This window comes from Paenibacillus gyeongsangnamensis, from assembly GCF_027533625.1.
GTDB classification, from domain to species: domain Bacteria; phylum Bacillota; class Bacilli; order Paenibacillales; family NBRC-103111; genus Paenibacillus_G; species Paenibacillus_G gyeongsangnamensis.
In genome coordinates this window covers 119,081-141,868 of sequence record NZ_JAQAGZ010000022.1, presented here as the reverse complement: position 1 = coordinate 141,868, position 22,788 = coordinate 119,081, and the positions used below count along the sequence as shown (strand labels likewise).

Annotated in this window: 20 protein-coding genes and 3 pseudogenes; 5 read left to right on the top strand and 18 right to left on the bottom strand. The window is 43.1% G+C overall.

Going from position 1 to position 22,788, the window contains the following annotated elements; genetic code table 11:
• Positions 1–484: 484 nt before the first annotated feature.
• The 3 genes and pseudogenes from katA to O9H85_RS28655 all read right to left on the bottom strand — a co-directional run bounded on the left by katA (position 485) and on the right by O9H85_RS28655 (position 4,739).
• Positions 485–1,942 (bottom strand): catalase KatA, encoded by a 1,458-nt coding sequence (gene katA / locus O9H85_RS28665; RefSeq protein WP_269884823.1) that lies wholly within the window; start codon positions 1,940–1,942, stop codon positions 485–487.
• A 907-nt stretch (positions 1,943–2,849) separates the two neighbouring features.
• Positions 2,850–3,861 (bottom strand): annotated as a pseudogene (locus O9H85_RS28660) (NADP-dependent oxidoreductase).
• A gap of 311 nt (positions 3,862–4,172) precedes the next feature.
• Positions 4,173–4,739: a TetR/AcrR family transcriptional regulator gene (locus tag O9H85_RS28655; RefSeq protein ID WP_269884822.1), complete on the bottom strand. Its 567-nt coding sequence runs from the start codon at positions 4,737–4,739 to the stop codon at positions 4,173–4,175.
• A gap of 552 nt (positions 4,740–5,291) precedes the next feature.
• Here O9H85_RS28655 and O9H85_RS28650 point away from each other — a divergent pair.
• Complete coding sequence (locus O9H85_RS28650) at positions 5,292–5,600, top strand: isochorismatase family protein (protein WP_269884821.1); 309 nt, start codon at positions 5,292–5,294, stop codon at positions 5,598–5,600.
• Between the two features lie 72 nt (positions 5,601–5,672).
• Here O9H85_RS28650 and O9H85_RS28645 read toward each other — a convergent pair whose 3' ends face one another.
• The 5 genes from O9H85_RS28645 to O9H85_RS28625 form a co-directional block, all read right to left on the bottom strand.
• Entirely contained in the window at positions 5,673–6,002 is a 330-nt protein-coding gene (locus O9H85_RS28645) for a winged helix-turn-helix transcriptional regulator (protein WP_269884820.1), read from the bottom strand.
• Between the two features lie 76 nt (positions 6,003–6,078).
• Positions 6,079–6,645 (bottom strand): NADPH-dependent FMN reductase, encoded by a 567-nt coding sequence (locus O9H85_RS28640; RefSeq protein ID WP_269884819.1) that lies wholly within the window; start codon positions 6,643–6,645, stop codon positions 6,079–6,081.
• Positions 6,642–7,718, bottom strand: a complete 1,077-nt coding sequence (locus O9H85_RS28635) for an LLM class flavin-dependent oxidoreductase (protein WP_269884818.1) — start codon at positions 7,716–7,718, stop codon at positions 6,642–6,644. Before O9H85_RS28635 ends, O9H85_RS28640 begins: the two co-directional genes overlap by 4 nt.
• A gap of 1,223 nt (positions 7,719–8,941) precedes the next feature.
• Entirely contained in the window at positions 8,942–9,367 is a 426-nt protein-coding gene (locus O9H85_RS28630) for a universal stress protein (RefSeq protein WP_269884817.1), read from the bottom strand.
• A 344-nt stretch (positions 9,368–9,711) separates the two neighbouring features.
• Positions 9,712–10,905 (bottom strand): CynX/NimT family MFS transporter, encoded by a 1,194-nt coding sequence (locus tag O9H85_RS28625; RefSeq protein ID WP_269884816.1) that lies wholly within the window; start codon positions 10,903–10,905, stop codon positions 9,712–9,714.
• Positions 10,906–11,056: 151 nt separating this feature from the next.
• On the opposite strand from O9H85_RS28625, the gene O9H85_RS28620 reads away from it, so the two are divergent.
• Positions 11,057–11,944, top strand: a complete 888-nt coding sequence (locus O9H85_RS28620; RefSeq protein ID WP_269884815.1) for a LysR family transcriptional regulator — start codon at positions 11,057–11,059, stop codon at positions 11,942–11,944.
• Positions 11,945–12,006: 62 nt separating this feature from the next.
• Here the strand turns inward: O9H85_RS28620 and O9H85_RS28615 are convergent, their stop codons facing one another.
• On the bottom strand, positions 12,007–12,189 hold the full coding sequence (locus tag O9H85_RS28615) for a hypothetical protein (RefSeq protein ID WP_269884814.1): 183 nt from the start codon (positions 12,187–12,189) through the stop codon (positions 12,007–12,009).
• Positions 12,190–12,408: 219 nt separating this feature from the next.
• Between O9H85_RS28615 and O9H85_RS28610 the strand changes: the two genes are divergently transcribed.
• Complete coding sequence (locus O9H85_RS28610) at positions 12,409–12,612, top strand: hypothetical protein (RefSeq protein WP_269884813.1); 204 nt, start codon at positions 12,409–12,411, stop codon at positions 12,610–12,612.
• A 36-nt stretch (positions 12,613–12,648) separates the two neighbouring features.
• On the opposite strand, the gene O9H85_RS28605 is transcribed toward O9H85_RS28610, so the two are convergent.
• The 3 genes and pseudogenes from O9H85_RS28605 to O9H85_RS28595 all read right to left on the bottom strand — a co-directional run bounded on the left by O9H85_RS28605 (position 12,649) and on the right by O9H85_RS28595 (position 14,818).
• Positions 12,649–12,834, bottom strand: a complete 186-nt coding sequence (locus O9H85_RS28605; protein ID WP_269884812.1) for a hypothetical protein — start codon at positions 12,832–12,834, stop codon at positions 12,649–12,651.
• A 190-nt stretch (positions 12,835–13,024) separates the two neighbouring features.
• Positions 13,025–13,941 (bottom strand): annotated as a pseudogene (locus O9H85_RS28600) (hypothetical protein).
• A 526-nt stretch (positions 13,942–14,467) separates the two neighbouring features.
• On the bottom strand, positions 14,468–14,818 hold the full coding sequence (locus O9H85_RS28595; protein WP_269884811.1) for a DsrE family protein: 351 nt from the start codon (positions 14,816–14,818) through the stop codon (positions 14,468–14,470).
• A gap of 171 nt (positions 14,819–14,989) precedes the next feature.
• Here O9H85_RS28595 and O9H85_RS28590 point away from each other — a divergent pair, with 171 nt between their 5' ends.
• The gene (locus tag O9H85_RS28590; RefSeq protein WP_269884810.1) at positions 14,990–15,670 is read left to right on the top strand and encodes a GntR family transcriptional regulator; all 681 of its coding nucleotides are present in this window, start codon (positions 14,990–14,992) and stop codon (positions 15,668–15,670) included.
• Positions 15,671–15,956: 286 nt separating this feature from the next.
• Here O9H85_RS28590 and O9H85_RS28585 read toward each other — a convergent pair whose 3' ends face one another.
• The 6 genes from O9H85_RS28585 to O9H85_RS28560 form a co-directional block, all read right to left on the bottom strand.
• On the bottom strand, positions 15,957–16,106 hold the full coding sequence (locus O9H85_RS28585) for an aspartyl-phosphate phosphatase Spo0E family protein (protein WP_269884809.1): 150 nt from the start codon (positions 16,104–16,106) through the stop codon (positions 15,957–15,959).
• A 289-nt stretch (positions 16,107–16,395) separates the two neighbouring features.
• On the bottom strand, positions 16,396–17,049 hold the full coding sequence (locus O9H85_RS28580) for a GGDEF domain-containing protein (protein ID WP_269884808.1): 654 nt from the start codon (positions 17,047–17,049) through the stop codon (positions 16,396–16,398).
• A 336-nt stretch (positions 17,050–17,385) separates the two neighbouring features.
• On the bottom strand, positions 17,386–17,979 hold the full coding sequence (locus O9H85_RS28575; RefSeq protein ID WP_269884807.1) for a hypothetical protein: 594 nt from the start codon (positions 17,977–17,979) through the stop codon (positions 17,386–17,388).
• 91 nt (positions 17,980–18,070) lie between these two features.
• Complete coding sequence (locus O9H85_RS28570; protein WP_269884806.1) at positions 18,071–18,703, bottom strand: YcnI family copper-binding membrane protein; 633 nt, start codon at positions 18,701–18,703, stop codon at positions 18,071–18,073.
• A 282-nt stretch (positions 18,704–18,985) separates the two neighbouring features.
• Positions 18,986–19,432, bottom strand: a complete 447-nt coding sequence (locus O9H85_RS28565; protein ID WP_269884805.1) for a hypothetical protein — start codon at positions 19,430–19,432, stop codon at positions 18,986–18,988.
• Positions 19,433–20,150: 718 nt separating this feature from the next.
• Entirely contained in the window at positions 20,151–20,762 is a 612-nt protein-coding gene (locus tag O9H85_RS28560; protein ID WP_269884848.1) for a recombinase family protein, read from the bottom strand.
• An 837-nt stretch (positions 20,763–21,599) separates the two neighbouring features.
• On the opposite strand from O9H85_RS28560, the pseudogene O9H85_RS28555 reads away from it, so the two are divergent.
• Positions 21,600–22,643, top strand: a pseudogene (locus O9H85_RS28555) (site-specific integrase); the annotation flags it as partial.
• Positions 22,644–22,788: the final 145 nt, after the last annotated feature.

Here is a 22,788-nt window from a genome sequence, read left to right as displayed (position 1 = left end):
ATATAATAGTATAGATACACCAACCACCAACGCGCGTTGCTCGGCAGAAATACGATACGCTCGAGACTCCGTAAATGGCAGCCAAGTGCATCGGCACTCCCATGCTCCCGGCGCTGGGACGAAACGGCGTGGTCGAATATTTTTAGTTTGTTGACGCGGCCATGGTATAAACAGTGGCTGTTTCAGCCGTGGATCAGTTGGGAGCTCGACGCTGACCCGGAGCGAATACGGTACAAGAATTTTCTCATCGGCGGTGCTTAATACGGTCGAGGCGCTGATCCCGAGAATAGTCGGGTCGGATGAAGCGATAAAGAGCTATTGATGGCTTTCGCCGCCCCGAATACATCAAGCCCCGCATCCTCGGCCAGCTTGGCCATGCGTGTATTCGACTCGTTTTACTATCGAAGACGAAGACCGCATTGCGAACCGTAGTAGCGTTAAGACGAAGAGAGCGAGGAGCAAGCATTCGACATGGATACTGTTTTTACACTTCTTGTGTCAAGGATAAACCAAGCCCCTCTGCTACACGCTGTCCATACTCCGGATCAGCTTTATAAAAATGCTGGATTTGACGAAGTTTAATTTCGTCTTTATCAACCGGCTTCATAGCGCCAACAATGTTTTGGACAAGACGTGCTCGTTCTTCTTCGTTCATCAAACGGTATAAATCGCCTGCTTGTGTATAATGATCGTTATGCTCATATGCAACGCTGTCGGCTTGACCGGATAGCTCAAAGGCAGCAGGTTTTTTTTCAGGCGATTCTTTTGGTCCGCCATAGCTGTTAGGCTCGTAATAGACTGACCCTCCGCCATTGCTATCGAACCGCATCTGTCCGTCACGCTGATAATGGCTCACTTCCGATTTCGGACGGTTGATCGGCAGTGCGGCATGGTTCGTTCCAACGCGATATCGATGAGCGTCACCGTATGCAAAGAGGCGGCCTTGCAGCATTTTATCCGGAGAAGCTTCAACGCCGGGAACGAAAGATCCCGGAGAGAATGTTGCCTGCTCCACTTCGGCAAAATAGTTTTCAGGATTTTTATTCAGCACCATGCGGCCCGCTTCGATTAATGGATAGTCTTTCTGAGACCATATTTTCGTTACATCGAACGGATCGAAGCGGTACGTGTTCGCATCCTCTAATGGCATGATTTGAACATACAGTGTCCATGCCGGGAAGTCGCCCTTTTCAATGGCATTGAATAGATCCTCCATATGGTAATCCGGATTTTCGCCTGCAAGCTTTGCGGCAAGATTGACATCCAGATTTTTAACGCCTTGCTCCGTCTTGAAGTGATATTTCACCCATACACCTTGACCATCCGCATTGACCCATTTGAATGTATGGCTGCCGAAACCGTGCATATGTCTGAAGGTTGCCGGAATACCGCGGTCGGACATCAAGATCGTGACTTGATGCAACGATTCCGGAGATAAGGACCAGAAATCCCATACGGCATTCGGGTTTTTCAAGTGCGTCTGCGGATGGCGTTTTTGGGAATGAATAAAGTCAGGGAATTTAATCGCATCGCGTATGAAGAAAACCGGCGTGTTGTTGCCAACGACGTCATAGTTTCCTTCCTCGGTGTAGAACTTCACAGCGAATCCGCGCGGGTCACGTACCGTATCGGCAGAGCCGAGTTCGCCCGCAACCGTGGAGAACCGGATGAACATAGGGGTGCGTTTCCCTACCTCTGATAAAAAAGCGGCTTTCGTATATTTCGTCAAATCGTTGGTTACTTCAAAGTACCCGTGCGCACCGGCTCCTTTCGCATGAACGATGCGTTCAGGGACGCGTTCTCTATTGAAATGCGCCAATTTTTCCAGAAGGTGAACGTCCTGAATTAATGTCGGACCGCGCGAACCGGCAGTCATGGAGTTTTGGTTATCCCCGACCGGGGCGCCCCAACTCGTTGTAAGATGGTTATTATTCGTTTTCATTACTTATCACCTCATAGATTAATTTAGATTCGATCTAAGTTTTATTATAAAAAATAAAGTACCCTTTATCATGAACATTAGATGAATAATAGATGAAAATCTGAAGTAAATAGAATACTCCTTTATATATAACCGACGCCTCGCACCGTTGAAATGTATTTCGAAGCTATCGGCTCGTCAAGAGAAATTAACGAGCAAGTGATGTGCGAGAATAATGGGTTTCGTCGGATTCTTGGTGAGTATGGCAAAAAGTTGATCACCTTTAACGGGAAGCCGCATACTACTATTGCTTTGGATATTAGTCTGATTACCTACAAGAATGCTTTTATGGAAAGTCAGTTGCTGTCTCTCCGATAAACCTGTTATGGTTTGCCTGGTGCAGCCGGAGCTTGAGGGTAATATTTTCTATTACTGAACAAATAAACGGTGCCAACGACAACAACCACAGTGAGAAGAAAGGATGCAAGCAGAATGATTCCGGTGACCAGTTTTTCCGATCTAACTGTCATTTCCACTTATGCAGTTTTGGTCGTCAATAAATGAACAAATCATCGGTATATTTTCAAAACTATTTACAGCCAACTCCCAATCTTGCTCTGGGATCATCTCCTCACTGTATGCCCATGCTCTTATTTCTTCTGGAGTCGAAATTTTTAAAAAAATAACGCTGTTCGACTGGTCGTCAGGTCGGTGCTTGAGTAACGGTAACGATAAGGATTCACCTACATTATCTTTCGGTAAACTTGCTGACGAAAGATGATGCAGAACAGTTCCGTCCTGATTAATTGTGGCCTAGCATGATTTGGATAAAGTCTATGATCCTCCGTTATCCAGCAGTTGGCAGGCATTGGCAGGTGAACCCGATGAGGGTAAGCATTAACCCCAATCTTTCCCCTATCCGTGAGCCTTATTGATTTCTTATTTTTAATATAACTTTTCCTTTTGCCCTTCCTGTTTCAAGATATTCCAAGGCGTTTTGTGCCTCCTCAAAAGGAAAAATTCGATCAATTACAGGCTTAATTTTTCCAAGTTCAATTAACTCGGAAATGATATTTAACTGTTCACCACTGGGTTTCATAAACAGATAAGTGTATTTGACATTATGTTGCTTTTCCAATTTCGATATTTTGAGAGTAACTATTCGAAATAAATTGATTTTCAGAAAACCTGACCCATACTCCTTTCCAAAACGTGCGTTTGGCAGTCCTGAAATAGAAATAACTTGCCCCCCCGGTTTTACTATTTCAAATGATTTTTCCAATGTTTTTCCACCGATTGTATCTAATACCCCATCATAATCATGCAGTATGCAGGATCTTTTCAAACGGTTCATTTTTATAATCAATAATTTGATCCGCCCCAAGTGACTTGACGAGTTCATATCCAGCTTTGCTTGCTGTGGTTGCAACGTAAACACCCATTGTTTTGGCAAGCTGAATGGCAAAGGTGCCTATACCGCCGGCTCCAGCATGAATTAACACTTTTTGTCCAGCAGATAACTTCAAAACATCGTGAAAGGCTTGGTAGGAAGTGAGTCCAACTAATGGAATCGATGCAGCTTCCTCAAAGGAGAGGTTTTTAGGTTTCATAGCTATAGCATTTTCATCTATTGCGATATATTCAGCGAAAGTACCAATTCTATCTTTCGTAGCTCGACCGTATATTTGATCCCCAGCCTTAAATTTTGTTACCCCTTTTCCTACCTGCTTAACTACACCTGAAAAGTCATTACCTAAAATAAGTGGCATGTTAAATTTTTTCAGCATCCGCACTTTGCCATCTCTTATTTTAAAGTCAACCGGGTTAATACTTGCTGCAACAATTTCTGCTAGGACATCATTTTCTCCAATAGTCGGCACTGGCATGTCAGCTAGTTTTAATGGGATTTTCCCATATTTTTCTATAATCATTGCTTTCACAAGGTCATCTCCTCTACGTCTAGATCTTCTGACCACGAAGTCAAAGGGGTCGCTTCGAAATGATGCTGGCGATAAGAATAAAACCCTGGGGTTCTTGCTACCAACTGTGCATGAGGCTCACGCCAATAGTCGTAACCTAACTCTCTGGGCAAATCTTGGCGCAACCATAAAAGTACACATGATCCGACTCCTCGTCTAACGCTATTCATTTAAACTCGCTCCTTAGAAATTAGTCATCATTTAACGAGCGCACACTCACATCGAACATGGAATGAATATTCATTCCTAAATCGATAAAATGAAAGGACCACTTAAATGATCCTTATTGCATCCCAACAAGCTTCCTCAATGTTTTTCAGAAGTTCTTGCGATTTTTCCAAGTCGCCGCTTTCAAACATCTTGAACAAATTTATAAATGTACCGTAGACCAAACAAATTAAAGATTTTGATGGTAATGAGCGCAGCGTTCCTTGTTCTTTTCCTTCGTCTATTATAGTTGTTAAAAAAGAAAAGAATTCATTAAAGACCTCTTTACTTGCTTGGTCAAGGTAGTACCCACCAGTATGAGCATTTATAAAATGTAAGTCGAAAGGGTTTTGTTGTGCAAAGTTAAACATTCGATAGAAAATGTGGTTGAATTGTGCACGTATATCACCAGTTTCCGGGAACTGGTTTTTTAATGTTTTCAAAAATTTAGTTACACTCCTGATAAATAATGAATTTATAAGTGCCTCTTTATTTTCAAAATAACGGTAAATCGTTCCGGCACCTACTTTTGCCTTTTCAGCGATCATCGGTATGGTTGTCCCATCGTACCCCCGTCTTGCAAATAACTCCATAGCAGCTTCTAAGATAGCGTCTTCTTTGTTATTGGACATTACCCATCCCTCCCTTTCGGAATGAACATTCATTCCTCGTTTATTATAATACATTTTTGAAAATGAATCAACTGATCGATCCGGCAACAAGCTCTCTACTTTTGGATCTTGGCATGTTAGATCCCCAATCTTTTACCGTTTTTTTCCATAGTTGTTGCGGCTGTTCTTAGTTTGCTTGTTCTGATCGTAAGGCATAGTCCAGTTGGCTTCCTCCTACACATTCTTGAACATGTCCTCTCTTGTTCCTCCTTGTCAGCCCGTACCAGAGTGCAGGTGACTGAGAATCATCTTGTCAATTGTAAGTCCATTAAACACCTTCGGTTTCTTTTTTGATACTAAGTCACATTGAAGTGCTTACTTTTTTTATTAAAGTTTACTTGTTTATAATAAGGATATCCCGGGAATGAGAACAAAAACATTATTGGGAGGAATTACTAATGACAACCACAAAATCATATCCCACACTGTTAAACCCGAACAATCATGCCCTTCTGCTCATCGATCATCAATACCTGCACAATTGCTTACGATCAGGTCTCATGAAGCTTAACGGTGACCAACCATGCCAAAGCGTTATCGAAAGCCGCCAATATCTTCAAGGTGCCGAATTTATTAACAACGGCATTCGCCGAACGTCAGGATCTCATTAAGGAAATTCAGGAAGAATTCCCGGATCAAAAGCCAATCGACCGCACTGGTTTAAACACATGGGAAGATGAGAGAGTCCTGGATTGGGTAAAGAAATCGGGTCATAAGAAGATTGTTATGGCAGGGCTGTGGACGGAAGTATGTTTGTTGATGCCGGTTCTTTCTGCTTTAGGCGACGGATACGAGATCTACTTCTTACCCTTTTTTCTATGACAAACTCCCTTTATCAGCGTGCCCCAAATATTCCAATGCAGATGTGCTCTACTCATATACTTGTCCACGATACTATCTAACAAACCGTAAATCTTCTAACCACGTATTAGCCCACTGCTGAACTTGATCAATTACAGTTTTAAGATCCCGCCCCTTCTCTGTAAGTTCATATTCCACACGCAGTGGCGTTTCGGGGTAGACATGCCGCTCCATAATCCCTGCCGTCTCCAATTCTTTGAGTCGTGCAACGAGCATTTTGTCAGATATACGCGGAATCGTTGCGGATATATCAGAGAAGCGACGTTTGCCGGTCAACACTACGCAAATTATTAGCCAGGTCCAAGGTTTTCCCAATAATTTAAAGGAAGATATAAATTTCGGATGGAGTCTAGGATTGTCCATTGCAATCCCCCCTATTATTTGATTATTCATCAAGAGCCTACCCGACGCATCAAATGTATGACTGGTTGCGTTGTCATTAAAAACCGTATTCTGCTTCTTTCTCTTCGCGAAGCTTCGTATAAGTTTTCGTTAACAAAACGGTATCCTCAACGAGACGTTGAATTCGAAAGAGGGCATCATCATTGACAATTTCTTTACGATGGAAATCCTTTTCTTCGATAAATACGTAGGTCTGAACGATCTGTGCTTTCATATAAGCCAAAATCGGCTTCAACTGATGTTCTGCTACCAAGTAGTGTTTAGACGAACCTGCGGTCACAAGCATGCTTGCAACTTTATCCCGAAATGCGCTTACTGGGAGCAAGTCAAAGATGTTCTTTAATGTACCTGGAATCGATGCCTGAAAAATAGGTGTTCCAATCAAAATGGCATCTGCTTCCATAATACTTTTTGTCACAACACCCGTATCGCCCTCATATTCCAGGTAATTCCGCCCATCACTAAATTCGACATCATATTCGCCTAAATCAATTAATGTCGTTTCAACATCTGGGTATTTTTCAGCGAGAACTTTTTGTGCGTAGTTCATCGCTGTTCTTGTTTTTGATCCCACTTTTGAACCGGATAGGAGAACAATTTTCATTTTTGCTCAGCCTCCTGTTTTGTTGCTGTGTACTTTCGGACAGCTGGTAAGATTTCTGTACCGATGATCTCGATGTTCTTTGCTAATTTATCGAATGGCACACCACCGAAATCCATTTGCGCGAGATAACGCTGATGACCAAACAGTTCATGCTGATAAAGAATTTTTTCAATGATTTGCTGCGGACTGCCGACATTCATGACACTACTGGTATCAGAACCTTGTGCCCACAATTGTTTCGAAAATCCTTGTCCGTTCGTTACCTTCATTCCTTCATTAATGTGAGGATAATACTCCTTCAGTGCTTCTTGCGTTGTTTCAGCTGCATAGAAGAAGCCGGTTGTTCCAACCGGAAGAGTGGCTGGGACGAAACCCTTCATTTTGGCGGCTTCCCGGTACGCATCAATTGTTCTTTTAAAGACCATAGCAGGACCACCCAACGTAGCGAGCATCATTGGCACACCAGCATAACCAGCCTTTATGGCACTTGCAGGTGTACCGCCGACTGCACGCCAAATCGGCAGCGAGCCGTTTTTTGGTCTTGGATAAATCCGAGCGTTGTTTAACGGTGGTCGAAATTGTCCTTCCCATGTGATTACTTCTTCTTCATTTAGCTGAATCAACAATTCGAATTTTTCTTCAAACAGTTCCTCATAATCCCGAGGATTGTAACCCAATAAATTAAATAGCCCGATACGGGAAGCACGACCAGCAACGATTTCCGCGCGACCATTGGAAATCAAATCAATTGTTGCGAAATCCTCATACACCCGAACGGGATCGGATGTGCTTATAATCGTGGAGGAGCTTCCGATTTTAATTTTTTCTGTGGCTTGAGCGATTGCTGCCAAAACAACAGAATGAGCCTGAGTTGTAAAATACTCCTGATGACTTTCACCTACACTAAAAAAGTCAACACCTGCTTGCTCAGCCAGCTTAGCCAATTCAATGATTTCATGAATTCGCTGCTCAGCAGAAATACGCTTTCCAGTGTAGGGATTAGGGATATGGTCTCCTAACGTGTAAATCCCGAATTCCAAACCTTTATTTGGATCAATCCTGTATTTTTCCATTTATCTCACCTTAGCTTTGTTTTTTAATGTGCTCGATTTGACCTAAGTGAATACCTTCGCTTGCGTTATTAGGTTCAAATGGTTTACATGTTGTATTATAAGATGCAATGGCGAATGTAGTAAGTACGCACTTCAATGTGATGTAGTATGGAAAAAGATACTATTGGAGGATACAACGAAAATTAAACCTCAGTATTGTCAAGTACAAGACGTTCTTTCAATCTTGGTTGGGAAATGGAAGCCCATCATTTTGTTGTATCTCATGTCGGAGGGTAGTCATGGGAGCTTAATCCCCCTTCTGGTCTACTTGTCATAATGAACTGTACTTGTGATTGGCGTCAAACCACAGTCTCAAAATCATCTGGATAGGGTCGATTTCGCCTTTTTCTGACGGCTCATTCACCGGTTCTATGAACCTAACTGGACACATCGATGGGCTTAACGTACTTTATTTTCCGTTTCGTGAAGTGACCCCTTCAGTCGAATAAGCTTCGACCGAGAATAAGAAAATGGCTTTACAGGGTTTTTTTATGCTTCTGAAGATGTAATGGCTGTCCGAAGTCAACTAATTAATTTTCCTTCGGTCACGCGATTGGACCCGTTGAGACATGGGAGCGAGATCGCTAGGGCTACGTGGAGACGTGCAAAATATGGAATGATATGGGTGTTGGACACAACACCTTTGTTCCCGCGTGCCAGTATAACGTCCCCAGCCATCAGCTCCTCCGTATGCTCTTTTCTCTCACACTTACTACAGGTTGAAATCCTGCAAATTCATGAGTCTGAGTGACTAAATCATTTCGAGGGAGCGAAACTTACCCTTGTGTCCACACACGCTCTCTTCAAATTGTGCCCGACAACCCGGAGGCGCCCGCCTGCGCGTCGATCTTCCCCATGGATAGACTCGCCCCCACCCTCTGCCTACGGGCTAACTTTCCACGCCCAGCAAGAGATTCAGGTCAACCTAATTTTTAAGAAGAATGCTCTAGACAACGGATTAAAGCCGTCCAATCCATTTCACCATAACCGCGGACCATTCCTTCAGCAAAATGATTATGGATAAGTTGGCCCAAAGGCAGAGGAGCATGGCCGGAGTTCGCTGCCTTTATAGCCAGTTCAACTTTACTGCTTCCCTTATAAATTAAGATCATTGCTATCACCGTTTTTTCGATGTTATAACTATCGCTTCGCGTACGATTATTTCCGTTTCGTGAGGTGCCCGCTTATTTTACAACCAATACAGGCACCTTGGCATGCTGAACGATGTTATGGCTGACACTGCCCAACACGAACTCGCCAATAGCGCCTAACCCCCTGCTGCCTACCACGATCAGATCGCCACCCTCGCTATCGGTATATTCTAAAATTGTTTTGGCAGGATAGCCCTCTTTAAAAAAGACATTAACATATGGCAGCCCTTCCACCGCTTTTTTGGCTTTTTCCACGATTGCTGAAGCTATTTTATTTTGTGAATCCGAAGGTAATAAAAGAAACCCCTCACCGCCCATAACCATTTGTTGAAACGGTACCACATAGATCACTTTCAGTTCGGAGAAATGATTCTGTTCAGCAAGCTTGATCGCCGATTCAAGCGCCTTTTCCGAATGTTCGGATCCGTCATACGCAACAATTATTTTCGAATACAGCATGTTTATCACCTCATATTTTTTTGTTTAACCTCATCCTCATTACTGAGCGCTCTTCCCTCCTTCTCAATAAAATAAGTTGGAGTGATCGTTTCTGTTGAAGTAATAATTCTTACAATCGTTCTTTGCGGGTCAAAAGTAGCTCGTTTAAATGCTGATGTGAAGAAAGCAGCACATCAAACATTACGAAGGTGGAGAGATGCTTCCGCCGCGCGGCCGAAATCTTCGAAGAATCGCTTAATCGCCCACGATAAGAAAATCTTCAAAGACGGAACAGGCGGCCAGAATGTCCTTCCACGACAGAAAAAAACCTACGGGAAAGAGACTTTTTTCTTGCGTACGGGAAACTAGGAGGAAGCGACCGCCTTTTTGTCCGGTGCCTTTTTCGATCCGATGGCAAGCTGCACGAGGATCATCGCCGCGCAGACGACGGCAAGTCCGATGAAGGCGGAGACGAAGCTTTCGGTAACGTCATGTATCCATCCGACCAGAATCGGACCAAGCGCTCCGATCACATATCCGACCGATTGCGTCATGGCAGACCAGGCGCTCGCATCCTGCGCGTTCGACGTTTCGTCTATCGGCAGCATTAGCGCCAGAGGGAACAGACCGCCAGCGCCAATACCGAGCAAGATCGCGGCAAGCCATGGCGCCCCCGACATGGTGACAAGCAGCAGTCCCGCCAGTTCGAGCAATGCGCATCCGATCAGCCAGGGAAGGCGATTCTGGAAACGGTGAATCAGCATCGGAATCAGGATGGTCACCGGAATTTGAACTAATGTAAAGAGTGTCAGCATGCTGCCGGCATAAACCTTGCTGTAGCCCATGTTGGCGACGGCTGGCGCAAACCATGCGGTAATGGAGTAAAACATGATGGCCATCATTCCGAAAAATACGGTCAAAAGCCATGCCCTACTGTTTCCCCAAGGCAGCCGCCCAGCATTTTGAAGCACAGGCGTTTGAGCTTGGTTCGGCTCTGAGCGTCTCAGTACGAATAACCACCAGGCTGGCAACGCGACAACAGCAAGTATTGCCCAAAGTCCCAAGGCAGACCGCCAGGAGCCGTTTAACGCATTTTGGAGCGGAACCGACAATCCGGCGCTAAGAGCCGCTCCAGTCACCATGGCTACGGAGTAAACGCCGATCATCGAAGCGACATGTCCGGGAAAATGACGCTTGATGAATCCGGACAGAAGCGGACCGGCAGCGGCGATACCGATGCCGGCGAGGAGTGCGGTAGCCAGCAGGAACGTGTAAGAAGGCGTAAACCATCGGACGACGGTACCTGCTCCGACAAACACGAGGGCTATCGCCAAAATCCGCTCGATGCCATGACGAATTCCCAGCTTGGCTGCAATCGGAGAAAAGATCCCCATACAAAGGACCGGTATGGATGTGAGAAGGCTGGCTGTGAAGGCGCTCATTCCGAGTTCGCTGCGAATCGTCTCCAAGAGCGGCGAAATCGAGGAAATGACCGGCCGCAAGTTTAAAGCTGCCAAGAAAAGGGCTACTACTAATGTCCCTGACCACCGTGTTTTCATTTTGAATCGCTCCTTGTAACTGAAATTGATTGCTTCCATATGAATGAAAACCATCATTTGTTGTTAAGTTTATATTAGAAGAAATGATTGATCAATATGATGATTTCTATTATAATCATAAGAAAATCGAATGATAAAGGGGGAGGCGGTTATGGAACTCAGGCAGCTGGAATATTTCGTCGCTGTATGCGAAGAACTGCATTTCACCAAAGCGGCGGAGAAATTGGGCATGTCGCAGCCGGCGCTCAGCCAGCAGATCCGTTCGCTGGAAATTGAAGTCGGGACGCCGTTGTTTGACCGGATCGGCAAACGGATCTCGCTGACCGAAGCGGGCAGACTGCTGCTGGAATACAGCATCCAGATGTTCCGGACCCGTCAAAATGCGATTGACGCTATCGGCGAGCTGCGCAATCATCAGCGCGGGGCATTGATCATTGGAACGCTCCCGTCCGATCTTGATTATAGGATTACGCAACTGTTGATCGATTTCCACAACGAATTTCCGCATGTCCGGCTCACCGTACTGACATCGGTCGAAATTGTGAAGCAGGTGTTGGAAATGGAAGTGGACATCGGCATTGCGATCCTGCCTCTGCCCGATGAGCGCATCGTGAGGATCCCCTTGTCCCGCGAAGAGTATGTGCTGGTTGTGCCGGAGAATCATGAATTGGCGGGGCGAACTTCCATTGAGTTAGAGGAGCTTCGCCATATTCGTACGGTGATGTACCCCAAAGGCTTTCTTGGGCGCGAGCTGGTCGATGATTGCTGCAGACAGCTTGGCTTTAGTTTAAATCCGATTATTGAAACGACGACACCGGCTTCGCTCATTCGTTTGGTGAAAGCGAATGTCGGCGCGACAGTTCAGCCTTTATCGCTCATCTTGTCCATGAATGAACCCTGCTTGCGGACGATCAGGATTATGGGTCGGGCTCAAGCTCGCGATATCGGGATAATATACCGCGCTGACCGGTTTCTCAGCCATGCGGCGAAAACGTTTATTCAGAAATTTCAGGACGGTCTGCAAAGGGTGAACGATTGACCGGAACGGTCCACCGCCCCTGAAAAGCCTGGCTGAGGCATGCGAATTTAGCTCTGACTTATTCAGGTACCTTCCCAAACTCTGTTAAGTAACTCTTTTCTTAAGTTCGTTTCTTTCCAAATTGCAACTTTATCTTCAGATGCTATATCGATGTATTGTCTACACTCATCAGTAATATGAGAAATATTGACATTCCCAATCGATTCGGGGTATACCGCAAATATCTTTTGCCTTGCTGGCAACATGATTTAAGCTCCTTGGATTGTTCTGTCGTTAATAATCTCCCTTCAATTGATGCTACCTCAGGAAAGAGACCAAGATGATAAAGCAACTCGTTCAATTCTAAGCGTTTGTTCTCATACACACTTAATTTTGAAAAATCCCTATGACCCCGATGTTTGTCCATTCCATTCGATTTTTATTTATGCTTGTCCATCACGAATCGTGGATTTTAACATCTTGCCTTGGTTGAAAAGAAATCTGAACAACTGCTGGCCCAGTGCCTGGAACGAATCGAAGAAATCACCGCGCGGCAGAACCTGCTCAACCTTAAAGCAGAAGTTGAGACCATTCATAACGCTACAGGCGATCTCCTCGAGCTGATTGAGGAAACTGATTTAAAAAATGAAAAAACCCCTTACCGGGGTTCCCCTAATGAATTTCGATGAGGTGCCATTCTGTTTACAAAATACAAAGTACGATGACTAATAGGAAGCTGCCCCAACACTCTCACCCAAAATAACATTCTTTAATCTTCGTAACTCTTCACGCTTCGTTTTTGCATTAAGCCGACCGCTCACATTATTTTTCCTGCTAAATTCATCTTCCATTAATTGAAGCTCTTTAATTCTTCGGTTAATTTCCTCTAAAACATCATTTACAGTATTCATTTTCTATCCCCCAGATAAAGTCCTAGTCCATAGTTGATCATATCACATAATAAAATCAAGTTGTGCAGCTTTATAAACGCGTTTAGTTGTTGATGTTCCCCCAGCCCATTCCGTACATATGTACAAAACCGTGTTTTGTGAAGTAGTCTATTTAGAGAGTCCATTCTCGATCTTTTCCATCACATTTGCATCACATTTGCATTACCTTTCCATTTCGCTTCATTTCAAACTTTTTATATGCTAACAGTGAAGCAAAGAAAAATACAGATGCAATTAATTCACCTATGGGCAGCATTGCCGTGACCTGACCATGGAACACAAATGGGAGCAATGGAAAGGCGTACACGGTTGGCATTCGTATGCCAACAAGACGCAAAAGAATCATCATTAAAATTATATCCAACAGCGTGACCAAAATCCACGAATTAATCGCAAAGTACAACAGCGTTCCGACCGTCGCAGAGATGGTTAGCACGAGCCCTTGCTTAAACGCCATCTTTCCGATGTACATCGGCTTTTGAAGCACTTCATATACCACAACGAGAATTGGCGGGATCACCGCGAGTTGCGGGTAGCGAGCCAGCATAACGCAATCCATACGAAATTTAACCCCAAGAACACCAGCATGTACTTGTACTGAATCTTCACTTTCTGTTCAAGTCCTTTATTGAATCCAAATACGAGAACCCCAAGCATTAATATCAAGGTGAAAATGAAAACCGATATGATAAATGACCATTCGCTTGCATTCGTCACCAGCGGCAGTAAACCGGTTGCAATCGAAGGTGCCAGGTTCGATTGAACGAGACGTAAAAACAGCATGATGAGCACCATAGTGAGAATGACTTTCCCTAAGTATGCAATGGATAATTGATTAATCACAAAACCTATGGCAGCCGTAATCGATGGAGCAATAAAAATCTTCGATGGCTGCCTAATCCATCCTGCTTCCCGGTACACCCACATGGCAATTGCCATTCCCGCAATTTCGGGCAAAATGATTTCGTGATCATTCATCATCACCGAAGCCGTAACCATCGCCAAAATAAAGGCAAAAGCCACGATATAAGAAATCATCGTTTCTTTTTTTGAGACCGGTAAATTCATGGTGTTCACTTCCTTTCATAAACCATAGAAAAAACAAGGGTGACAGGAAGTCCACCCTTGCCATTCAGGGGTAGAGCCAACGCGATATCATAAAACCCACGCTAAGCTAATTTCTAGTAATGATACGATATTATCGTTAAAGTAACTTAAAATGTCAAGGGTTGATAGATTCGATCACTAAGTATTGATGACATCTGTATAAAACCTTGATTTTTGTACATATGTGTCAGCCTTTTTAAAAAAGTTTTTTACTGGGTCTACTTTAATATGCTCTTTTTTCGGTTTCGAGCTAATTTAATTTTCATGGGAGTTTAGTGATTTATCTAACATTGTCCACTTCTAATACCCCTTAGTGGCTAAAAACCCTTTGGCGTCTAAGGATGGAAGACGGAATATTTGGGGCACGCTGATAAAGGGAGTTTGTCATAGAAAAAAGCGTAACAAAGCATCATTCGAAAATACTGCACATCTCTCCCTAACTTGGGAACATGCAAAGGGCGCCGGCTCATGTCGGCGCCCTTTATCCTTACAGCGTAATAATTTGATAATCTTCAGAGATTAGTTTCCCAATACTTGCATGGCCTTCGTTATCTTTTGCCGATATAATGTTTGCTTTTTGAATGTCTTCCGTTACCCCGAAGGCCTGGGCGCAATGTTCACAAGCCTCGATCACACCCAAAGCCTTGACTTTTTTATACAGTGGATTCATCGGATGGCTTGGGTCTTCGAAACGGCGGACCCATAGCGTTCCTTCACCGTCAAATATCAATCTCACTTTATCGCCGGCAGCGTGGATTTCGTCTGCGTATAACAATCCATGAATCGCTCTTACCAGTTCTTTTTCACCAGCGTGAACAAAAATAGCCACTTTTTTCATATTTGACTCTCCTTCTCAAATTTTTTATATTAACTAATTTATTGGTTAACTAGTTAACCTGATATAATAATATTCCTCGCACTTTATTTTGTCAACAGCCACTTGCTTTTTCACGAATTGTTCATTATTCTAACCATAACTGGATTGCCTAGCTAATTAAGAAAGTTGGTTATGGAAATGGACGATTCGAACATACTTTTTACAATAGACACCAAATCCCATTTGCCGATTAACGTTCAAATCAAGGAACAGATCAAATGGCTGATTGGAAAAGATTTGCTTGAGCCGGGGGATTCGCTGCCCTCGACGAACCAACTCGCGGATCAGCTCTCCATTAACCGGAATACGATTCAATGGGTGTACTCGCAGTTGAAAGAGGAAGGCCTCTTGGTCATTCAAAAGGGCCGGGGAACACAGATCGCGGAAAAAAACAAAATCGAGGAATTCAAAAAACAAAACGCATACTTTCCGTTCGTCGAGCAATTTATTAAGGAGGCCTACGAATCAGGCTATAATGCAGAGAACGTGCTGCTTTCGGGACTCGCTTTCGTGCAGCTGTTTGGGCAGCCCCTCAAACGAAAGCCCCGGTATCTCTTTTTCGAGTGTAAACTAAGCTCTTGTTTCTTTTATTTGGACGAGATTAAACGGATCACCGCCGCCGAAATTGAAAAGATCGACATATCGTCGCCGGAAGAAGTGCGGAATGAGGCGATACGCAGAGCTGATGTGATCGTGACGACCATGGATCTGGCGGAGAATGTTAAAAAATTTGTGGATGCGGCAAACAAAAAGCTCATTACTGTAGGCTCGGCCAACGATGTTTCGCTGCTGCTCAACATGTTAAGGCCCTAATAATTCAAAAAGACGCTGGCCAACAATTGGTTGGCGTCTTTACGTTCGGTGGGTCCGGCAGTCCGAGTGTTGCCCGAAATTCAATGAATTTGCTTCTCGAACAGCACATTCGGGCTGTTGCATCAGGGAATATCAAATATTCAGCTAAACTGCCCGTTTAGTTGAGCGATAACCACCGGACATATGTATAAAACCCTGGATTTTGTGAGCAAGTCAAAGGAGCAGCCGCGGCTGCTCCTTTGACAGTTTTCTAAGCTATTTTAGTATCCAAATCCTTGGTCATCGTTTATCTATAATAACTAATGATCAATTCGTCCAACTTTTGACTAAGATGTACGACCTCTTCTTGATGTAAATCACCACATTTCATCCCAAAATCAACAAGGTGTGATCGTAATCTTTCAATCTCTCCTTTTATTTTTGCGATGTGATCCATTTTTCTCTCCCTCCCCTATAAATTCACGAAAATCATCAGTATAAGAGCTAGAAATCATCTAATCTGTTGAAAATTGTCTTTCACAAAACTTTCGATTTATGAAGATGCTGGCGGAATTTTTTTCAGTTCTTAAAGATGTTCAAATCAGATGTACCAAACGCCAGATTTTGTGCATAAGTAAAGGAGCTGCCTTGGCAGCTCCTTCATCGTTTTGATTGAACTAACGTACCCGATAGTTCAGTCTTTACCTAAGAACTTCTGCTTTTTCTTTATTAAGTTCCAATGTTAATTAGTCTGCTGCAGGAATGCTTTTTATCGTGGACTTCATTCCATACATTTCACGATCTGCCGTATGAAGTAAAGCATCCAATGTTTTGGCGTCATCAGGGTACATAGAAGTTCCAATGGTAACAGAAACGTCCATATTTATTTCTTCAGATAAATTTTTTAATGCATTTTTGACTTTTTTTATCATTACATCACCAATCTCTTCGTCTGAATAGGGGGAAATTATCAAGAACTCATCTCCCGCCCATCGAGCAACAATATCCTTTTTTGTTGTATTCGATAACAAGATTCTCGAAATATATTGAAGCACTTTATCTCCCATTTCATGTCCGTATGTATCATTAATCTTTTTAAAGTTATCTACATCGATAAGAAACAAAGTTAAGTTTTTATTTCTTTTCATTTTCCCAAGAAGTCTGGGGATTGTTTGGATGACGAATCTTCTGTTGTAGATTTCGGTCAAGGCGTCTTTTTCAGAGTAAAATTTGACCTTGTCATATTCGCTGCCTAACCACCAGCAAATCAGTATAGCAAGAATCCCTATGGAAGGTATTTTTAACAGGGGGTAATTGTAATATATACTGCCATAAATCCTGGCTGTCCCTATCAACGCCATAGCAACAGTCGTAATGACGATTCTGCCTGTATATTTCACTATCAATCTCCACTTTCCAGACCTGTAGACACCCTCGATACGCTAGGGTGAATACTTCTGCCTATTGTTTAGCAAGCTATATATATATCGTCGGATTTTGACAAAAAAAAGTTAATAGATGTAGTCCCACCGAATCCTAGCAAAGAAGCACGTTTAGATATGGCAAGGACATATGTATCAAACGCTAGATTTTGTGAACATGTAAAAGGAGCTGCCGCGGCAGCTCCTTCGTCGTTTTATATGGACTTGTTCACCACAGCCGGTGTTTTGTACATATGTCAAAAAGGATCCGCCACGGTGGATCCTCTTGGTTTTAGATATTCTTGATTAGTGGAACTATCGTTGATCCTCACCAACTATAGACGTTGAATGCATATGGCCATGCAAATTTGAATCATGTGGTACATCTAAGCCGTCTTTTTCCAAGTATAAAATTGCGCCAACAATACCTATACCCATAACGATGATTACAAAGCTGCCATTACCTATTTTACCGCTTCTTTTTTTAATACCCACCTCTTCGTTTACCATTTGTATAAGCACTATCATAATGAAAAGGAAAATGACATCAACAAACATGATGATCGTGTTGGTTTTTAAAACCATGACGCCAAGCATTGCGCCCATCATACCACCCATAATGCCCGCTAGCATACCATCCATCGAAGCCATCAGACTTATGGGTTTACCCGTCCAGTACCCTGCTAACATCCCTAAGAGAACCGAAACTATCGTTGACGAAACGAGATCGTGCTGCAGAATTCCTAAGAATGTGCCGATCGTTATACTTGCCATCATTCCAACGGTCATGGCAATCATCATTCCAACCATACAGGTCAGCTTTTCCCGATTTCGATAAGTAAGTCTCATGCAATACAAAGTAAGGGCGATGACGACAACCATGCTTGTATATAAAAACCACATTTTCATTCCCCCTAGCTCCAAATGATCCAAAGTCATACATATTGTCTTGGATTCCAAATTAAGCACTGCTAGGTATGCAAGTGCCTTTTATTCAAGATCATTTACTGGGATTTTTTTTAATGAATGAGACTAGAAGTGAAATGATACCGAGAATCAAGGCCACAATGGAAAGATAGAGTGGGGTGCTGGAAGTGTTCGTCGTTGGATTCGGCGCTAGTGCCGCGCCACCTGTCTTTTGATCATTTGCTGGAGCTGCTGTTGCTGGTGCTTTTGCATTTATTTTCGTGACCGAAGCTGGTTTATCCGACCCGGCAGCGCCTACCCATTCCACCGTGCTGCCGTCCTTGTAGGTTTGGATCGCTTTCCACGAAAGTTCGGTCGCTTTGTCTCCAATTTTTCCCTGCATATTGAATTCACCAAATTCGGTCGAAGAAAGACCATCGCCTGTTGCCGTCCAAACCACGCTTGTTATTTTGCCAGAAGCATCTTTTGTCAGGTCATATTTCCATCCTGGTTTGGGCTCGAAACGGGAAATATCCACATCAGCCGGTATTTTGACTTCAACCTTTACCGTCGGAATGTCTTTTTCCGTAGGCACACGAACCGTAAATTTTTCATAGGTTCCTTGGGTCGCTTGCTGAGGATATACCACAACATGTGCACTTGCTATGCCTGCAAAAAGCAATAAGGACAAAAAAACAGACGCGACCACTGTTGGAAATTTTTTCATACAAAATAATCCCCCTTTAATTTAAATGCAACAGTTCTATTGTTATGCTTATCCCTATTTTAATACAATGGCTCGATTGAGCTATTAAGCATTTTAATTTTTCGTGAAGGTTGCTGGTTAGTATTAGGTGTGCTTGGGTTCTGGATTATTACCGAAGCAGTATTAAAGCTTATATAAGCAGACATATGTATAAAATCACTGATTTTGTGAAGAAGCAAAATGAGCTGCCGCGGCAGCTCATTCATTGTTTTGATTAAACTATAACCCAACTTCAGTCTAATTTCATTTAATTGTAACACCTAGTTCTTTGGCAGCTTGGTTGAGACTATCTTTATTCGCTTTAATTGCACTTAATATCTTATCTTTATCTTTTTGATCTACAGCATCGTCAAGCGAATCAAACTTAGTATGCATGTCTTCTGCTAGTTTTGCGTTTTTATCCTGGATGGGTGGGAGTACGGAAGCGTGATATTCATCATGGAGTGGTCCGAATAACTTACCAGCACTATCAAAGTCACCTTTATTAACCGCGGCCTCGATACTTGAAAGACCGGTCAGCTCATCATTAATAGCTTTTCCTATTTGGGCATTGCTGGGTGACGCTGCTGATCCGGATTCCTGCGTGTGGTTATGGGCAGGTTGCTGTTGCGATTGTTTCGAACTACACCCTGTTTGAATCAAACCAATTAGTAAGATGAACAAAACTACTAGAACGCTTTGCAATCTCATGGGTCATCTCTCCTTTTTATAGACTTAAAGCTACTTTTAAACCAGATTAAAATACCTGTTAAACTCAGAACAATCATACAAATAGCCCCTAAGTCAGTAACCCATTTAATCGAGACGTTTCCGATAACTCCGGAATGAAGTCCAAAAAGATACTTCTGTAGTTTCAAAGACGTCTTCGAGCTGTAACCGATCCATGACCGGTGATTGAGTAATATTCCTGTTATCGCCATAACTAAGACAATAACAGAGCCGATTATGCCAGCGATACGATGGATTATCCGTAGGTACTTGTTCAGAGAGTGCTTCATATGCCTTGCATACTGGCCGACCACTTCTTCACCTACTGTCACCCTCTCTGTTCTTTTAGAATTATAATTTGGGAATTTCCGCCTAGCTATCGGCATTCGCCGACCCTAATCATTATCAGTCTTTCTCTTAAATTCTAATCAAGTAGGACTTCATTACAATGACTCAATGGGGCTATTAACTGTCTAAATTTATGTCTCTATTGTGAAAGTAGAATGACATATGTATAAAACCCAAGATTTTGTGATCATGTCCAGCCCCCTTTTTCAGGAAGTTGGGGTGTAATTTCGAGCAATCCAGCGAAAAACGGCTCTTTCACTTTTGATGCGAACAGAGCCGTTTTTCTGCTATTGTTCCACGGCAGCAAAATCGGCTGCCGCGGAGAAATTTGGCTGTATTTCAATAATGATTTTTAAGTTTCCATTTCTTTCGCCCTGCGATAAAAAGTATTCGGCTTCAAGCCTAGTTGCTTCATCGCAGATACAGCGGTAAGATTTCCGGCTTTCCATTCACTGTACACTGCCTTAAAGTCTTCCGTCACTTCCTGTTTTGGTCGACCAAATCTAACCCCTTTACCAAGAGCAACCTCGATCCCCTCGGCTTGCCGTTGCTTGGTCTTCTTTCGCTCCTGCTCTGCAACATACGAAAGCATGCTTAGGAATTGATCTTCAAGGAGCTTTCCTAAATCCCCCATCGTCTTGAACTTACGGCTATCAAATAATGATTCATTCTCCAACACAACGATATCGGCATTAAGCGCCCGGGTGATCTCCTTCCACTCCCTAATGATTCCATCATAGTCGCGGCCGAGCCGATCCAGCGCGTCCAGGTAAATCAGGTCTCCTTCACGGATCATCGTTTTCATGGCCTTATAGCGTGGCCGGTCAAAATCCTTGCCGCTCTGCTTATCTACGAATATGTATCTTTCTTCAATCCCCAAATCGTCCATCTTCTTCAGCTGCCGATCCGTGTTTTGATCCTTTGACGATACCCGTAAGAAATGAGCCCTCTTGAGAGAGTTCAGGTGTCCAAAAGTTTCCGGAACACGTGTCCAAACATTAACGGAATGACTGTCCATTACTTACCGGAATCACTGTCCAAAGTTTCCGGAATACGCACTTTGCCCCTAACAATCTCCACATACTCAACATCGGGACCTTCAACCGATGGACCAATAAACATCCGAGTGTTCTCTTTTTGAAGAGTACTACATTAGAATAAGATCCTTTGTTTTATTTTACTAAGAGAAGGCCAATTACTTATTTTATTTCTTCTTTGATAACATTAAGAATTGAATTAATCTTGAATATATTAATACTTCTAGTCATGTAGTCCCCCATCCAAATTCATCATAAGCAAATATTGAAATGTCGAAGATGATTATAATTAAGCCAACGTTAATCATACCAAGTTATTTTCATCTTCAAGATTCGCTGAATTAGAAATGCATTGATATTAGTGTGTCAAGAAATCAAATTTGATTAGGGAGAGCAAAGACTGCAGTACGGAAATTTTCATGGAGTTTTTTCAGGTCCCTGATATGGCGCGTGCGCAGTACTTCGAGAGAATTGAACAGGATCCCGGTCTATCTTCCGCCGCGAGTTACACGGATGACGGCTCATAGGCCGCACTTACCGGCCTCTTCGATAAACAGGAAAACTCCGAAACCCATTCCCGACGTATGCTGTCGCTCCTCTTTGAAGTACAGTCCCCACTCGAGACATACACATACACCCTAAAGATGATGCCCATGCTGAGCGTAAAAAGCCGAATGAGACTTTCTCGGGTCTCATTTTTTTATTTATGGACAATACTAAGTATTACCAAACTCTAATTCCTGATAATTGAGGTGTTTTTTTAAATGGCCAATATTCAGAAACGAGGCGAAAATTCCTGGTTCTTGACAGTAAGCCTAGGCAAAAATGCCAATGGCAAATATATTAGACATACTAAGACCATACATTGTCGGACAAAACGAGAAGCTGAAAGTGAATATGCGAAATTCCGGCAAGAAGTCGAAGCAGGGGAATATATCGCACCGCAAAAGATGACGTTTGGGTCGTTTGTTGAAGAATGGCGCAATAAATATGCCGTAAAACATCTGGAACACAAGACACTGTATACTTACGACTCTAATCTAAAGACCCGAATTCTTCCGTACTTTCAACATCTAAGGCTGGAAGAAATCAAACCGCTTCACATCGTGAACTTTCTTGATCAACTTGAAAAGGAAGGCAGCCGTGGAGATAAAAAAAACGGAGGATTAGCCTCTGGAACGATCGAGATTCAGCACCGCATCTTAAAAAACATACTCAAACGTGCAGTTGAATGGAGAATTATTAAGCGAAACCCAGTCGATGATGTGCAAAAACCAAAAGTCATTTCAAAGGGGATTATTCCTTACGATGAAGCGGAAGTTGAACAGATGCTTCGAGCGTTGCAGTCTGAGCCGTATCACTGGAGAGTCATGATTACATTGGCACTTACATCCGGTTTGCGACGGAGTGAGTTGCTCGGCCTTGAATGGAAGCATCTTGATTTCAACAATGGAGTTTTGGATGTTTCGCAAACAATGATTCATGCCCTTAAAGGTAAAATCATTGTCAAACAGCCAAAAACAAAAAAATCCATTCGAAAAGTTGCTTTACCGAGTTCTATGCTTAAAGAGCTAAAAGAATATTACGACTACAGAATGCAAGAACGAAATGACATCGGAGATGCGTGGCACGGCGGCAATTGGTTTTTTATGTTTTCACATCCCGATGGACAACCTTTCCATCATGAGCGGCCATATCTTTGGTTTCGACAGTTCGTTAAGAAAAACAGGTTCCGGTACATCCGATTTCATGATCTTCGGCATACCTCGGCTACAATTCTTATTAACCAAGGCGTTCATGCCAAAATCATTTCGGAGAGGCTTGGACACGGGAGCATTACTACAACAATGAACATTTACGGCCACGCTCTCCGGATGCCGACCAGGCAGCTGCTGATAAATTCGAATCATTCTTTACATCTAATGCCGCACAAGGACAATAACGAAGACGCAC

Bases quoted from the DNA above. Each gene is read 5' to 3' on its own strand.
- katA (WP_269884823.1), bottom strand. From the start codon at position 1,942: ATGAAAACGAATAATAACCATCTTACAACGAGTTGGGGCGCCCCGGTC.
- O9H85_RS28655 (WP_269884822.1), bottom strand. From the start codon at position 4,739: ATGTCCAATAACAAAGAAGACGCTATCTTAGAAGCTGCTATGGAGTTA.
- O9H85_RS28645 (WP_269884820.1), bottom strand. From the start codon at position 6,002: ATGGACAATCCTAGACTCCATCCGAAATTTATATCTTCCTTTAAATTA.
- O9H85_RS28640 (WP_269884819.1), bottom strand. From the start codon at position 6,645: ATGAAAATTGTTCTCCTATCCGGTTCAAAAGTGGGATCAAAAACAAGA.
- O9H85_RS28635 (WP_269884818.1), bottom strand. From the start codon at position 7,718: ATGGAAAAATACAGGATTGATCCAAATAAAGGTTTGGAATTCGGGATT.
- O9H85_RS28630 (WP_269884817.1), bottom strand. From the start codon at position 9,367: ATGCTGTATTCGAAAATAATTGTTGCGTATGACGGATCCGAACATTCG.
- O9H85_RS28625 (WP_269884816.1), bottom strand. From the start codon at position 10,905: ATGAAAACACGGTGGTCAGGGACATTAGTAGTAGCCCTTTTCTTGGCA.
- O9H85_RS28620 (WP_269884815.1), top strand. From the start codon at position 11,057: ATGGAACTCAGGCAGCTGGAATATTTCGTCGCTGTATGCGAAGAACTG.
- O9H85_RS28615 (WP_269884814.1), bottom strand. From the start codon at position 12,189: ATGTTGCCAGCAAGGCAAAAGATATTTGCGGTATACCCCGAATCGATT.
- O9H85_RS28605 (WP_269884812.1), bottom strand. From the start codon at position 12,834: ATGAATACTGTAAATGATGTTTTAGAGGAAATTAACCGAAGAATTAAA.
- O9H85_RS28595 (WP_269884811.1), bottom strand. From the start codon at position 14,818: ATGAAAAAAGTGGCTATTTTTGTTCACGCTGGTGAAAAAGAACTGGTA.
- O9H85_RS28590 (WP_269884810.1), top strand. From the start codon at position 14,990: ATGGAAATGGACGATTCGAACATACTTTTTACAATAGACACCAAATCC.
- O9H85_RS28585 (WP_269884809.1), bottom strand. From the start codon at position 16,106: ATGGATCACATCGCAAAAATAAAAGGAGAGATTGAAAGATTACGATCA.
- O9H85_RS28575 (WP_269884807.1), bottom strand. From the start codon at position 17,979: ATGAAAATGTGGTTTTTATATACAAGCATGGTTGTCGTCATCGCCCTT.
- O9H85_RS28570 (WP_269884806.1), bottom strand. From the start codon at position 18,703: ATGAAAAAATTTCCAACAGTGGTCGCGTCTGTTTTTTTGTCCTTATTG.
- O9H85_RS28565 (WP_269884805.1), bottom strand. From the start codon at position 19,432: ATGAGATTGCAAAGCGTTCTAGTAGTTTTGTTCATCTTACTAATTGGT.